An 11,992-nucleotide genomic window follows, 5' to 3' on the forward strand; every position below is an offset into this window, starting at 1 on the left:
CCGAAGTGGGTCAATGCGGGAGGGGCCTGAGCCTCTCTGGAAGCGGCTCGCCGCATTCGTGGCAATTGTTCGGATCGCGCTTGGCTATGCGGCGACGGAAACAAATGCGGCACACGCGGGTGCCTCGGCGCTCGACGTACACGTTGTCATCCGTCAGCGGGTGCCCACGCTTGCAAGTTTTCGCCTTCTCCTGGAAGCGGTCGCTCAGGTTGTCTTGGCGGGTGGCATAGCGGAGATTCTCGGCACGGTTGTCGTGTCGAACGTGATTTATGTGGGAGACTTCGTGATCCGGCGGTCGGGGTCCGATGAATACCTCAGCGACAATCTGGTGCATGTATCGCCGCGTCCCATCTCCGAAGGTCACTCGCTGGTAGCCCTCGTAATCGATGTATCCCTTGATGATTTGGGGTACGAAGTTGGCCCGGTCTCCGCTTCGGCACCTTCTATAGCTTCGAACACGACCGTGGCTCGACGCTTCATAGTCTGGCTGTCCGGGTATCGCACGCCATACCTCCGGGGTAGTCGGTTCTATGACAAGTGTGTCGTCGACTTCGTACCGAGGCCGCGCTTTCTTGCGCTCGGGCGACGGTCGGCCGCAGTAACAATCGTGGGAGTTGCGCCGGGCCATAAATCGACGGCGACATTCCCGGCACGTAGGTCTACCGTTACTCGGGGTGATGTAGAGATTGTCTCCACTGAGTGGATGACCACGTCTGCAATGGGTGGCCGGTGGACGCACACGTGTACGTGCCCGGTTTTCATGCGCCGTCGTATATGTGAGGTTCTCCACACGGTTGTCGTCGCGCTTATGGTTCAGATGATCGACCTGCATCCCCTCAGGGCGCGGACCGTGCCAGGTGAGGGCAACGAGATAGTGGATATACATCAATTTCCCGTCCACAAACGCACGCGGGTAGCCGTTGGGGTTCGGGCGCGCGCTCGCAAGCCTCGGACGACCATCACGCCCGAGCCGCTTGTAGCTCCGTACCCGCCCGAGACTTGACACTTCATATAGCGGATGGCCTGGGACGGCGCGCCACTCCTCGCCGTGATTTTCACCGTCAGCCAATTTCACGTGCAGGATCCTACTTCGATGCACCGACAAAGATGAGTTGTTAGACCGAAGCTCCCTGTCCCGCGCGCCGTCGGTCCGCGCGTTGCGTCGGCCAATCTGCAGCACCCTGGGCGAAAATAATGCCCGGCGGCATCAGAACGAAGGGGGTGGTTTCTTGCCAATCGAGCATCAGGCGCAAGTGATGGTCACCGTAAAGGCTTATCCTCAGCCGTCGCGTCGGTGTCATTCGCCAGGGTGATGGGACCACTGTTTGGCCACGGGCTAGGGACCACCTGTTTGGCTCAGTGGGGATGATGTGTGCTTGACGGTGAGCTGTCAACCGTGGGCTTTTGACGTTGTCGGTAAGACGGTCCTTCGATGACGAGTTCGTGGGCTGTCGAGGTGAGCCGATCGACCGCTGATTCGGCGAGCATGGCGTCGGTCATGACCGTCAGCCATTCGTCGGCCCCGCGATTTGAGGTCACGATCGTGGCGCTGTGTTGATGGCGGGCGACGACGAGTTCGTAGAAGTCGGCGGTGGCGGTGGCGTCCATGGGCTGCAGCGCGAAGTCGTCGATGATGAGCAGACGAACTTGAGCGAGGCGCCGCATCTCGGCCTCGGTGCTGTTGTCGAGGCGAGATGCCCGCAGTCGCTTGAACATTGCCTCAGCGCGCAGCATCAGGGTGGGGATGCGACGACGCACTGCGATGTGGCCCAGTGCGGTGGCGAGGTGGGTTTTGCCGACGCCGACCGCACCGAGGATGACTGCCCCGTGGGCGGCGTCGAGGAACCGCAGACTGGTCAGGTCGGTCCACAGGGTTCGGTCGTAGCGCACGGCGGCGTCCTCGTCCCAGGTGTCCAGCCGCATGGCCGGGTCCAGGCCGGCGGCGCGGGCTCGGCGGGCTGCCGAGCTGGTGTCGCGTCGGGTGGCTTCATCGGCAAGGACCAGCTCCAGGAACGCGGCGTGGGACAGGTGTTGTTGGCGGGCCAAGGTGAGCCGATCGGGCAGGGTGTCGAGCATCGGGGACAGTTTGAGTTGCCGCATCACCTTCTTCAGATCCGCCGAGATCGGATCCGTGACCACCTCGTTGGCGGGCTTGGTCACCACAGCCCCTCCTGCCCCTGCTCACCGGTCTGGCCGCCGTCGATGACCTGCAACCAGTCCGGCCGCGGTGTCGGGCGGTACTCGCGAGGATCGCGGGCGAACCGAGCCGCCGCCAGCCCGGAGGCGGCCCGCGGCGGCGGGATCGGACTGTTCTCGGTGGCCTGCTCGAGCATGGCGGCGACCTTGGTCACCGAGACGACATCTAGATCCAAGGACCGGCCGCAAGCCATCTCGACCGGGCCGGGGCCGTAGCGTTTGACCAGCCCGAGCAGCCGGTAGACCTGGCGCATTCTGGTCCAGGGCAGATCGTGATCAAGCATGCGTTCGGCGTAGGTGCCGATATTGGGGCCGTGGCCGGCAGCGGTGGCGATCAACCGGTGCAGATCGCGCATCGCGTAGCCGGTCTTGTCCGCAGGCAGATCAGCCGGATCGGTAGACCGGGCGCCGGCGGACTGGCGCGGATGGGTCTTGATCAACTGGCCGCGGTGATAGAACTTCGCCAACTCGGCGTCGGCGCGGGCGGTGATCGTCTGTCCGCGTAGGTGGTGCGGGATGGAGTACAACGCCTTGGCCAGCTGGACGTGATAGTCGCGGGCCACTTTGACCTCGGCATACACCGGCACCGCATACCGCACGGTCGGAGCCGCCAACAGGCGTTCGGCTTCTCGGTCGGCGAACACCATCGCCGGCTGCGCGCACGTGGTGCCGTGGATGCGCAGGCCCGCCTTCTGGGCGCACCACACCTGCGCCCGGTCTTGGGCATCAGCGAGGTCGGTGAAGTCCTCGCCGGCGAAGAAGTTGTTGCGTACGTACTGCACCATCCGCTCCACACGTGGCTTGTCTTGCGGGTGTGCCACCCGCGCCGGGTCGGTACTGAAACCACGGGCCTGGGCATACTCCAGCCACCCGACGGTGAACCGTGGGTTCACCGAATCAGCATGAGCCACAAGCGCACTCATATTGTCGGGGATGAGGACCTTGAAGACACCGCCGAAGAATGCCCACGCAGCTTCGCAGCCGTCGATCACCGCGGTCAACGTTTGGGAGAATGTCAGCCACACAAACATGTGCCGCGAATACACCGCCGTGAAGATCAACGCGTGCACCACCCGCCGCCGGCCGGTCGCCGAGTCGAACAGCATGCCCATCCGGGCGAAGTCGATCTGGCACTCCACCCCGGGCTCGCCGTCGACCACCGGCACCGTCCCAGCCCGCCGGCGGCCCTGATAGCTGGTGTTGGTTTGGCAGTAGCGGTGCAGTGTCCGCTGCGGAACGAGTACACCCTGGCGGGCCAGCAGGTCGCCGATCTTGACCACCGTCAGGTCATCGTCGACCCACTTAGTGATCTGATCGTGGTTGGCGGACAACAGTTTCCACGCAGAACCGAATCCATGCGCGCGATCCGGGCGGACCACCGTGACGACCGCACCGATCAACGCATCGTCAAGCTGGTCCACACCGCCGGCCCGGTCCAGGCCCGCGGCCACCGCAGCCTCGACATAGCGACGCGCAGTCTTGCGGTCCACCCCGGCCTGGGTGGCAACCACCCGCAACCCATGGCCGGCCAGCCACGCTCGAAGTACTTCACGAATCTCGACCACAGAAACCTCCCGAAACATCGGCGAACCCCTTCACGCGACTTCGACGTGAAGCGATCCGATCCAGTTATCGAGCGGCCCCCGACGCGACACGCCGGTGGTCCCATTACTGGCAATCAGGTGGTCCCATGACCGTGGCTAAACCCAGCTCAAACCGGTCCCATCACCGTGGCGGGCGACAGCGTCGGTATGGGGAGACGGTATGTGTGGCCGGGGTGCGGTTGGAGACAGCTGCGCGGGAATGGATTCGGCTTTACCCGGTCACTTTTCGCGAGCTTGGGATCACGGAGCGGTTCCATAAGTATCAGATGGTCAACTTGAGGGTGTTTCGGTCGGGCTCCGATTCACGCCCGGAGAGTTTCAAGCCGAACCTCGATTCTGTTGAGCTCGGGGAGGTGATCGGCACGGATGGCGGCACGTGGCGGCGTCGGTGGGAGTACCTGGGTGACTTGCCTGGCGCGACTTCGACATGCGAACTGATAGATCGTCAGTCCAGAGGTGCAGACGCGCCCTCATTGGGATTGATAAAACCGGTTGAGGTACTAGACCTAGAGATCGAATCAAACGATGGATTCACCGCCGATCAGCGGGCGCTCGCCGAACTCGCTGCGGCTGGTGACTTGTTCAGCGAGGGGCGTGCGGTGCTTGAGCCAGCCCCGTACAGGCTCAAATACCGCTACCGCTGTTCGGAGGACGCCTGCAGGAGCCATAGCCAGACCCTTATCGACTGGGAAGCGGGTCAAGCCGCCCGCAATTGGCTCGCTAACGGCTATGCCGCTGACCAATTGCCGGGCCTATTGCGGCACAAGTTTCTCGATGAAGTGTGCGCCCCGACCCGAGACACGTATTTCTATGTCGGCAATCAGCATCAACATCGCGGCAGCTTCCTGGTTCTGGGGCTGTTCTGGCCACCGGCCGGCAGCCGCCCTCACCCGTCACTGTTCTGACTAGATGTGGTGTATCGCCATGCCAGGACTGTCGGCGGCCATTGCTTCAATGATGAGGGCACGATGACACTGCTCAGGGTCACGCTCGAAACATAGGAGTGCAATCACATTCTCGGATGCGAGACCCCTCAGGCGCTCGACAGCACCTCTCGCGTCTGGCGAGTCAAGCAACCCACGAAAGCGCATAACTGCGTGTGCCTCGGCATTTCGGTAGGCATCCCGGTTATCACGGGGATTGCCGAGCTGAGGGAGATGCACGTAGCCGATCCCGGCCCCCCGTAACGCCTCGGCCAGCTTTGTTTTGGATAGACCGGGTTTGCGCGATAAGGGCGTAAGTCGGACATCGACGACTATCTCCACACCTGCGGCGGACAAATCGTGTACGAGCTGGTCAACCGCTCGACCCTGGTAGCCAACGGTCATCACAGCCGCCTGGTCGGTACGCATGCCGATCATCTTCGCCGGAGTGGCCGCCCGTGCGTGGCATTTTGGCCGAATACCTTCCCCCACAACGTAGAAGCATAGCGTCCATCCCGGAGTGTCGAACCAGTGCAGCAACCCGCCGCGCCGGTGTGGTGGTCGCCGACGCGGCGGGCGCTGGTGTCGCTTCCCGGCCCGCCCTACGCCCAGGATTAGAAAGCATTGCGCAGGGGTTGCCGGGCCGGGGAAGCGGCCTGGGCCGGACAGGAGGACGCTCATGGGGCTAAAGCGTTTTGGACTCGGCCCAGGCTGACCCTTAGCTACCGGACAGTGTGCTCACGATCTTGACGACGGCTTGCGGGTGCGGCCACGCGGCGCCCAGCCTCGCGGTCGAGCGCACAGCCCAGGCATCCGCCGTGAAGTACGGAAATTCCGTCACCCGCAACGTGACGTTGTTCCGCATCCCCATGAACACGCGGGAGCGATCCCATGCCCAAATGACGCCGGGGTCGATCACACCAGTCGGCAACGGCCACAATGGAACCCCCAACGCGGACTTGCTGGTCGGCTGGGACAGGTCGTCGTTGACGGCCAACAGCGGTTCGTTGCTGACGAGGGTGTCGCTCGACCCGCCGAACTCCTTAAGCAGCGCCAAAGCCAGGATCGTGGACGTATCCGCACAGAACGACGTGCATCGCCCGCCCACGGCCTCGATACGGCTGATGGCTTCGGCGAGCGGGTCCAGGTTGGTCAGCGGCCCCCCGACGTTGACGACTTGGCACGCCTCCTGACCGGCCTTACCAGTGAGGGATTCGATGCCGTCGAACCCGTCCGTGGTGCTGGCAGCGAAGTAGCACTTGTCCACAACCCTGGCGATATTGCGGGCGATGCCCTCGCCGATGACGTTGGCGATGGCCGGGTCGGAATCGTCGAAGGTCTCCGAGGAGACACGGGTAAGCGCGGCGCACTTGTAGAAGTCGATGTAAGCCTCTTGCAAGGAAGCGTCGCTCGGGTCGATTTCGGTGTTCTCGGCGACGAATGCGGCTTGCGGGTCAGCCGTCACCACCGGGATGCGTAGCCGGTGGTTGTTCGTCGGCAATACCGTCGTCGTTCGCAACGCGGTGGACGCGGCGGTCAGCGGGCGGACGACCAGGGCGGCGATCTCGTCAACGCTGAGCGAGACGCCCGAGGTCGTGGTCAAAATGGCCATGAGTGGCTCCTGCGGAATCAGAAGGATTCACGCGAGAGCGACACGCCATGCTCGCGGCGGCTCCCAGAGCCCTACGCACCAAACCGGCCAGTGGACACACCGGATTCGGTTGGTGCGGTTGATCTTACGCCGAGGGTCACGCCTCTCGGGTGTTCCGCGCTCTGTCGAAAAGCCCTTGCCAGGTCGTTGCTTGGTCGGCGTCCAGGTTCGGCCTGCCGTCCGACGTGACCTGACTCGCCGGGGCGGCGGGAGACACCGGATTCACAGCCCAATGTGGGTGCTCGGCAACCACTGTCGTGACCGCTTCGTCGATGCGGTCGGGGTCGAGTTCGCCGTCGTCGCCGCGCAAGTCGTCCAGCGTGACGCCAGCGCGCCACAGGTCGCCGGGATCGACCAATCGACCGGCAAGGTCGCGTTCCACGTCGGCGGTGTCGCGCGTTTCCAGCCGGGTGCGGAGTTGGTCGCGTTCGGCCTCAGTGTCGCGCAGGGCTTTTCGATACTTGGCCTCGCGGCTGTGGCCCTCGGGCTCGGTCGGCGAGGGTGCGGGTGCATCCGGCTCGACGGTCTCGGTGGGCTCGGGTGGGGTGTCGGGTGTTTCGGTGTCACTCATGGTGCAACTCCTCTTTTGGCCCAGGCGTCGATGATGGCGCACACGATGGCGGCGGTCAGTTCTAGTTGCCGCACGTCGAGATCGGGGCGGCGTTCGGCGATGTCGTCGAAGGCTTGCCGGTCGCCCTCGACGACGGCGATGGCGACCATGCGGCCAACCACCACAGGATCGTTGAATGACACCGTGGGCGCGGCGGGGCGCTGGCCGTTGGTGCTCACTTCTCCTCCTCGGGCAGCGCGGCGAGGTTCGCGATGTCGGCGCGGAGCGCGGTCACGAGGTCGGCGTCGGTGCGGTCGGTGGCGCGGAAGTATGCCCGCCAGCCTTTCTCGCACATGAACAGCAAGGCGCGGGTGGCGGCCCAGGTTTGGTCGTTCTCAATAGCCTGTTGGTGCAAGGCTTTCGCACCGTCGTGGTCAAGCACGAGCCAGGCGACGAATTGCGCCAGCGCGGTTTGCAAGCCAGATCGGATTTCAGGGTCCATCCGTGTCCTTCCTCTCGGTGTTCATGGTGCCCGCCGCGCGCTTCGGCGGCGAGCAACTTGTCAGCGCGGCGGCGGTCATCGGGCACCCGCTTTGGTGGCGGCGAGCTGGCACCAATAGCAGGGCTTCGGTTGGTCGGTGCATACACAGCCGAGACGGCGATAGTCACCGGGTTGGGTAGGGGGGTCTGTGTTAACTCGGTGCACTTGGTGATCCCGGTGAACTTGGCTATGTGCGCCGGGTTCGCCAGGTTTGCCGGGTGCACCGGGTTCATTAGGGCCTATGCCAAGCCGGTGCCATGTCGGTTCAAGGCTGGCGTAGAGGTACCCGCGCGGTCCGCGGCCACCGGGCCGCACGCTGGTCACTTTTGATGCCTGCGCGATCAACCGGCCAAACCTCGTCTCCGTCAAGGGTTTGCCGTACGGGCTGGCGATCCCCCAATAGTCGGGGTTGTGGCGGATCAGATAGTCAACCAGAAGCCTTGTCGCAGCAAAGTCGAACGGGGTTTTGTCCTCGTATGTCGGCCAGACCTCGCGTATATCGGTCAGGGCAACGATGCCCGGAGGCAACGACCGTAACCCGGCCTCGCGTTCGGCTTCGTCTTCGTCAAGGCCGCGCCGGATCAGGGCGTCGCATACGGCGGGCCACCGGCCGCCGGCTGCTACGGCGATCCTTTTGAGTGGACGCCACTTCTCCTTGGCCCGACCAATACAGCCATGAGGTAGGGCCACCACCATGCCCGCGACGTTCCCGCGGATACCCTCGCACCAATCCACGATGCGGTCGTGTAAATCCCTGGCCTCGCCGCCGACGTACTCCCAATCGGAATCCTCAACCACCCCAGCCAGATCGGGCATCAGCAGGATTCGGATGGTGCGTTGCATTGTGTCGTCAGGTAGGTGTGGGGAGTTCCCGGCCAGCACGACCGGGGCGAAGACGCTCATCCGGCAGGTGTCCCACCCGCCGCCCTTCGTGGGCACCAGCACCGGGCGGGTGGCGCCGAAACGGTATCCAGTGTTGACGATGCTGATTAAGTCCTCGACATTAGGCCGATCTGGTCGCAATGACCTGTGGACCTCATCAACCAGGATGGTGTGGATGCCGCTTTGCAAGAGCCGCGGCAACAGCGCGGGCGATGTGAGGGACGCGACTTGCTCGCCTGCGCAACACAACCGGGAGAAGTGTTCCAGCAAGGTCGTCTTGCCGCTACCCGGCATGGTTGAGTCGAGTAGAAGCCGGGGCGTGGTGAAGCATTCTCGGACCAGGTGGGTGTGCACCGTCCACAGCGCCATCAGCGCAAGGTCTTCGGTCTCGGTCGGGAGTATGAAGCGACCGAACCAGGTCTCCAACTCGTCGAGCAGCTCGTCGCCGTAGATTTCCTCGGTCATCGTTCCTCGCCTCGCAATCGGGCGAGCCGGTGCGCGGTGTCGGTGACCGTGGCGGCGACTTGCGCGGCCAGTGGCGCGAGTTCGGCCTCGGTTGCCGAACGGGAAGCGGAACGCAAAGCGGTGCCACCGGATTCGACACGGCGGCGGAGTGCCTTCGCGACCACCGCGGCGGCATACTCCCGCGACGACTCCGGGCACGCACCGGACGCGACGGCATCCGCTACTGCCTTAAAGGTGGATCGGCGGGCACCCGTGCGGATCAGCTCATCGAGCACCAGTTGCGGACTGACCGGCTTACCCGCGTGGTGGAGTCGCCGAATCACGCTAAGTACGACCGCCGCTTGAGGATCAGTGATGTCGTCGTCGTGCACAAGGTCCAGCACGTCGGACGGATCGGACCACAGCAACGCACCAATGAACACCATGGCCGCGTCGGGAAGTGTGCCGATGTGTCGTAGGTTGACGGTAGGATTCATGATGGCTTTCGACAGAGGGTCACATGACGGTCCCGGCCAGCGCGCCGGGATTCGTCGTCTCAGTGGTTAGTCGGGATGTGCTGCGCTACGGAGTCTTTCGACGTAGGCGTATAGGGACTCCGCGACGACGAACGAACGCCGCCCGATGTTCACTCGCTCAAGCTCGCGGTCGTTGATGAGTTGGCAATAGGTGGTGTCGCCGATGCCGCCGAGGATGCGCTTGACGTCTGGCCGCGGGATGAGGAGCCGGTCGTCGGTCTCGGGTGAGACTGTCATCGTGTCCACACTTTCCTTCGCTGGTGACCGCCATGTTTTCGGCGGTCATTGACAACAGTGGCACATGCCATAGATGATGTGAAGATGACAGTAAGCGACTTCCTGGTGGCACATCGGGAGCGCGCGGCACTATGACCTGGTTCCGCGGCCCCTACGAGTTGCCCGATGGCGGCATGGTGAACATCGAGGACGCCGAGTTGGTCCCGATGGGCGACGTGTACGCCTACCGGCGACTGACGTACACACATCGCGGCGACGGCGAACGGCCCGCGTGCCAAGTGACTTTCGAGGTCCGCGACGGCGTGCCGGTGTGCACGTACTTCGCCCTGTCCGCAATAGCCGACGAGAGCGCCGTCCGGCCAAGGTATTTAAAGGAATTTCCGCTAGACGCGGTGCGGAATGACATGTACGGCTACGTCGGCGTGTTCACGCGGGAGCCGGGCGGCGGTCTGGTCTCGAAACTCGGGCGGGCATCACGCGAACGCACCCGCGGCCAGGTCGAGCAAGCTGCGAAGCGGCGCAAGGTCACACCTGAGTTATTGAAGAAGGTCGCCAGCGTGCACCGCGCAGCTGGTCCCGGTGCGCGCATTGATGCCGTCCGCGGCGCATTCACGGTGTCAACACGGACGGCGTTGAGGTACATCGCCGCGGCGAAGGAGATGGGATTGATCGACGATGAGTAAGCGGGCGTCTGGTGAAGGGAGTGTGCGTCAGCGCGCCGATGGGCGGTGGGAAGCGCGGTTGAGTTATGTGGACCCGGCGACCGGGCGGCGCAAGTCGCAATCGTTCTACGGTCCGACCGCGGAAGCGGTGCGCGCAAAGCTGGACACCGCCCGCGACAGGGTGAAAGTGGAGGCTCCGCTGCGTGATTCGACGATGCGGCTCGCGGACTGGATCGAGCACTGGTCGGAGACCACGCTGGAAGCGTCCGACCGCAAGGAATCGACCAAGGCGTTGTACAAGGCATTGGCGCGAAAGCACCTGGTAGCGGCCCCGTTTGGTGACACGCGGCTGGACAAGCTCCGCAAGTCTGACATCGAGGGGTTACTGGTCGGGCTCCGCAAGCGCGGCCTATCCGATAGCACGAGGCGTCAGGTCTACACCATTCTGAGGACCGTCCTCGCCGACGCGAAGCTTGACAACCTAATCGCCGACAACGCGGCCACCCGAACGCCGCGACCGCGAGTCGAGCGTACCGAGGCGCGCTACCTCGACGCCGGTCAGGTGACCGCGGTCCTCAACGCCGCGGCGGGACTCCGGTATCACCCGGTGCTCGTGCTGATCGCCGCGACCGGGCTACGCCGCGGCGAAGCGTGCGCGCTGAAGTGGAAGCACGTCAACCTGGACGACGGGTCGCTTCGGGTCGAGGGCACCCTGGCGCGCGTCGGCGGTCGGCTCGACATCACCCCACCCAAGTCGCCCCGGTCCCGTCGCACGGTGCCGCTGTCGCCCGCGGTGGTGTCCATGCTCAAGAAGCACCGCACCGCCCAGAAGGAGGAGCGGCTGCTGGCGGGGGAGCACTGGACCGATCACGGTCTGGTCTTTTGCACCGAGTTCGGCACCCCGGTCGAGCCGCGCAACATCTTGCGGACCATCGAGACCGCGGCGGCGAAGGCGGGCGTCGAGGGAGTCGGCGTGCACACCCTCCGTCACTCCGCGGCGGTGGCGTTGCTTGAGGCCGGTGTGCACATCAAGGCCGTCGCCGACCTCCTCGGTCACTCGTCCATCAGCATCACCGGCGATATTTACGGGCACTCCTCGGACGCGGCCACCAGGGCCGCGATTGACGGCCTGTCGGGCACTCTCGGATTATGAGTGTTTGCTGGGTTGACCCAAACGGTGACCCAAACCAGCGTCATTTTCGTGGGTATCCGCTCATTCTCGCTGAGTCGATATTCGGTTGGGGGCCAACGGATTACGGGTCTCAGCGAAGGCCCGCGAAGGTGCCGGATTAACCTGGGGGTCAAGTGGTCGCAGGTTCAAATCCTGTCAGCCCGACCAAGCAGAAACGGCTTTCACCTGCGACGAAGGAATGCTCGTCAAGACGAAATGACCCGCAGTTGGGGACCATTTGGGAACCACAAGTGCCGGGAGAGCAAGTCTCCATCGTTAGTCACGGAATGCCGGTCGGGGTGCAGATAACGCTGGGTCGTAGTTAGCGTGCCGTGGCCTGCGATTTTTCGGAGAGTGTGCACTGGCATGCCGGCATCGGCCATCCAGGTCAGTCCGGTATGCCGTAGGCGGTGCCGCTTCAGATGTTCATATCCCAGTTCGGCGACCACGTCGTCCCATGATGTGGCGTCGCGCAGGGTAGCTGTGGTGATGCGACCGCCCTTCGGGCCGGTGAACAGTCGAGCATCTGCTTCATTGCCTGCTAGCTCGATGCGCCGGTTAACAAGGTCGCGGATCGGTCGATCAAGAAATTAGG

At 64.0% G+C, this 11,992-nt stretch carries 15 protein-coding genes; 3 read left to right on the forward strand and 12 right to left on the reverse strand.

Annotated features, from left to right (window positions below):
• Window positions 1-10: 10 nt before the first annotated feature.
• The 3 genes from BN4348_RS62765 to istA form a co-directional block, all read right to left on the reverse strand.
• Entirely contained in the window at window positions 11-1,180 is a 1,170-nt protein-coding gene (locus BN4348_RS62765; protein WP_084454090.1) for an HNH endonuclease, read from the reverse strand.
• A 176-nt stretch (window positions 1,181-1,356) separates the two neighbouring features.
• Window positions 1,357-2,100: an IS21-like element helper ATPase IstB gene (gene istB / locus BN4348_RS39365; protein WP_066912028.1), complete on the reverse strand. Its 744-nt coding sequence runs from the start codon at window positions 2,098-2,100 to the stop codon at window positions 1,357-1,359.
• Between the two features lie 56 nt (window positions 2,101-2,156).
• A complete protein-coding gene (gene istA, locus BN4348_RS39370; RefSeq protein ID WP_066911768.1) occupies window positions 2,157-3,779 on the reverse strand; it encodes an IS21 family transposase in 1,623 nt (540 codons plus the stop codon).
• A 185-nt stretch (window positions 3,780-3,964) separates the two neighbouring features.
• Between istA and BN4348_RS39375 the strand changes: the two genes are divergently transcribed.
• Window positions 3,965-4,705 (forward strand): hypothetical protein, encoded by a 741-nt coding sequence (locus BN4348_RS39375; protein ID WP_066911771.1) that lies wholly within the window; start codon window positions 3,965-3,967, stop codon window positions 4,703-4,705.
• Here BN4348_RS39375 and BN4348_RS62440 read toward each other — a convergent pair whose 3' ends face one another.
• The 8 genes from BN4348_RS62440 to BN4348_RS39415 all read right to left on the reverse strand — a co-directional run bounded on the left by BN4348_RS62440 (window position 4,706) and on the right by BN4348_RS39415 (window position 9,564).
• On the reverse strand, window positions 4,706-5,404 hold the full coding sequence (locus BN4348_RS62440; protein ID WP_308204247.1) for a DUF488 domain-containing protein: 699 nt from the start codon (window positions 5,402-5,404) through the stop codon (window positions 4,706-4,708). It lies immediately after the preceding gene.
• A 37-nt stretch (window positions 5,405-5,441) separates the two neighbouring features.
• Entirely contained in the window at window positions 5,442-6,335 is an 894-nt protein-coding gene (locus tag BN4348_RS39385; RefSeq protein WP_066911774.1) for a phage major capsid protein, read from the reverse strand.
• A gap of 136 nt (window positions 6,336-6,471) precedes the next feature.
• Complete coding sequence (locus BN4348_RS39390; protein ID WP_066911777.1) at window positions 6,472-6,945, reverse strand: hypothetical protein; 474 nt, start codon at window positions 6,943-6,945, stop codon at window positions 6,472-6,474.
• On the reverse strand, window positions 6,942-7,163 hold the full coding sequence (locus tag BN4348_RS39395; protein WP_066911780.1) for a hypothetical protein: 222 nt from the start codon (window positions 7,161-7,163) through the stop codon (window positions 6,942-6,944). Before BN4348_RS39395 ends, BN4348_RS39390 begins: the two co-directional genes overlap by 4 nt.
• Window positions 7,160-7,426, reverse strand: coding sequence for a hypothetical protein (locus BN4348_RS39400; protein ID WP_142308685.1), 267 nt, complete (start codon window positions 7,424-7,426; stop codon window positions 7,160-7,162). The genes BN4348_RS39395 and BN4348_RS39400 overlap by 4 nt, the downstream gene beginning before the upstream one ends.
• A 75-nt stretch (window positions 7,427-7,501) precedes the next feature.
• Window positions 7,502-8,812 carry a DUF3631 domain-containing protein gene (locus BN4348_RS39405; RefSeq protein ID WP_066911786.1) on the reverse strand — a complete coding sequence of 437 codons (1,311 nt, stop codon included), beginning with the start codon at window positions 8,810-8,812 and terminating at the stop codon, window positions 7,502-7,504.
• On the reverse strand, window positions 8,809-9,237 hold the full coding sequence (locus tag BN4348_RS39410) for a hypothetical protein (protein WP_211145705.1): 429 nt from the start codon (window positions 9,235-9,237) through the stop codon (window positions 8,809-8,811). The genes BN4348_RS39405 and BN4348_RS39410 overlap by 4 nt, the downstream gene beginning before the upstream one ends.
• 117 nt (window positions 9,238-9,354) lie before the next feature.
• Complete coding sequence (locus tag BN4348_RS39415; protein WP_066912031.1) at window positions 9,355-9,564, reverse strand: hypothetical protein; 210 nt, start codon at window positions 9,562-9,564, stop codon at window positions 9,355-9,357.
• Window positions 9,565-9,695: 131 nt separating this feature from the next.
• On the opposite strand from BN4348_RS39415, the gene BN4348_RS39420 reads away from it, so the two are divergent.
• A complete protein-coding gene (locus BN4348_RS39420; protein WP_066911792.1) occupies window positions 9,696-10,247 on the forward strand; it encodes a hypothetical protein in 552 nt (183 codons plus the stop codon).
• Window positions 10,248-10,314: 67 nt separating this feature from the next.
• Entirely contained in the window at window positions 10,315-11,379 is a 1,065-nt protein-coding gene (locus tag BN4348_RS39425; protein ID WP_235852864.1) for a tyrosine-type recombinase/integrase, read from the forward strand.
• Window positions 11,380-11,603: 224 nt separating this feature from the next.
• Here the strand turns inward: BN4348_RS39425 and BN4348_RS39430 are convergent, their stop codons facing one another.
• Window positions 11,604-11,972 carry a site-specific integrase gene (locus BN4348_RS39430; protein ID WP_084454091.1) on the reverse strand — a complete coding sequence of 123 codons (369 nt, stop codon included), beginning with the start codon at window positions 11,970-11,972 and terminating at the stop codon, window positions 11,604-11,606.
• Window positions 11,973-11,992 lie beyond the last annotated feature (20 nt).

It is taken from the genome of Mycobacterium interjectum (genome assembly GCF_900078675.2).
GTDB classification, from domain to species: Bacteria; Actinomycetota; Actinomycetes; order Mycobacteriales; family Mycobacteriaceae; genus Mycobacterium; species Mycobacterium interjectum.

Coding starts and splice junctions, on each gene's coding strand:
- istB (WP_066912028.1), bottom strand. CDS start 2,100: ATGCGGCAACTCAAACTGTCCCCGATGCTCGACACCCTGCCCGATCGG.
- istA (WP_066911768.1), bottom strand. CDS start 3,779: ATGTTTCGGGAGGTTTCTGTGGTCGAGATTCGTGAAGTACTTCGAGCG.
- BN4348_RS62440 (WP_308204247.1), bottom strand. CDS start 5,404: ATGAGCGTCCTCCTGTCCGGCCCAGGCCGCTTCCCCGGCCCGGCAACC.
- BN4348_RS39385 (WP_066911774.1), bottom strand. CDS start 6,335: ATGGCCATTTTGACCACGACCTCGGGCGTCTCGCTCAGCGTTGACGAG.
- BN4348_RS39390 (WP_066911777.1), bottom strand. CDS start 6,945: ATGAGTGACACCGAAACACCCGACACCCCACCCGAGCCCACCGAGACC.
- BN4348_RS39400 (WP_142308685.1), bottom strand. CDS start 7,426: ATGGACCCTGAAATCCGATCTGGCTTGCAAACCGCGCTGGCGCAATTC.
- BN4348_RS39405 (WP_066911786.1), bottom strand. CDS start 8,812: ATGACCGAGGAAATCTACGGCGACGAGCTGCTCGACGAGTTGGAGACC.
- BN4348_RS39410 (WP_211145705.1), bottom strand. CDS start 9,237: ATGGTGTTCATTGGTGCGTTGCTGTGGTCCGATCCGTCCGACGTGCTG.
- BN4348_RS39415 (WP_066912031.1), bottom strand. CDS start 9,564: ATGACAGTCTCACCCGAGACCGACGACCGGCTCCTCATCCCGCGGCCA.
- BN4348_RS39420 (WP_066911792.1), top strand. CDS start 9,696: ATGACCTGGTTCCGCGGCCCCTACGAGTTGCCCGATGGCGGCATGGTG.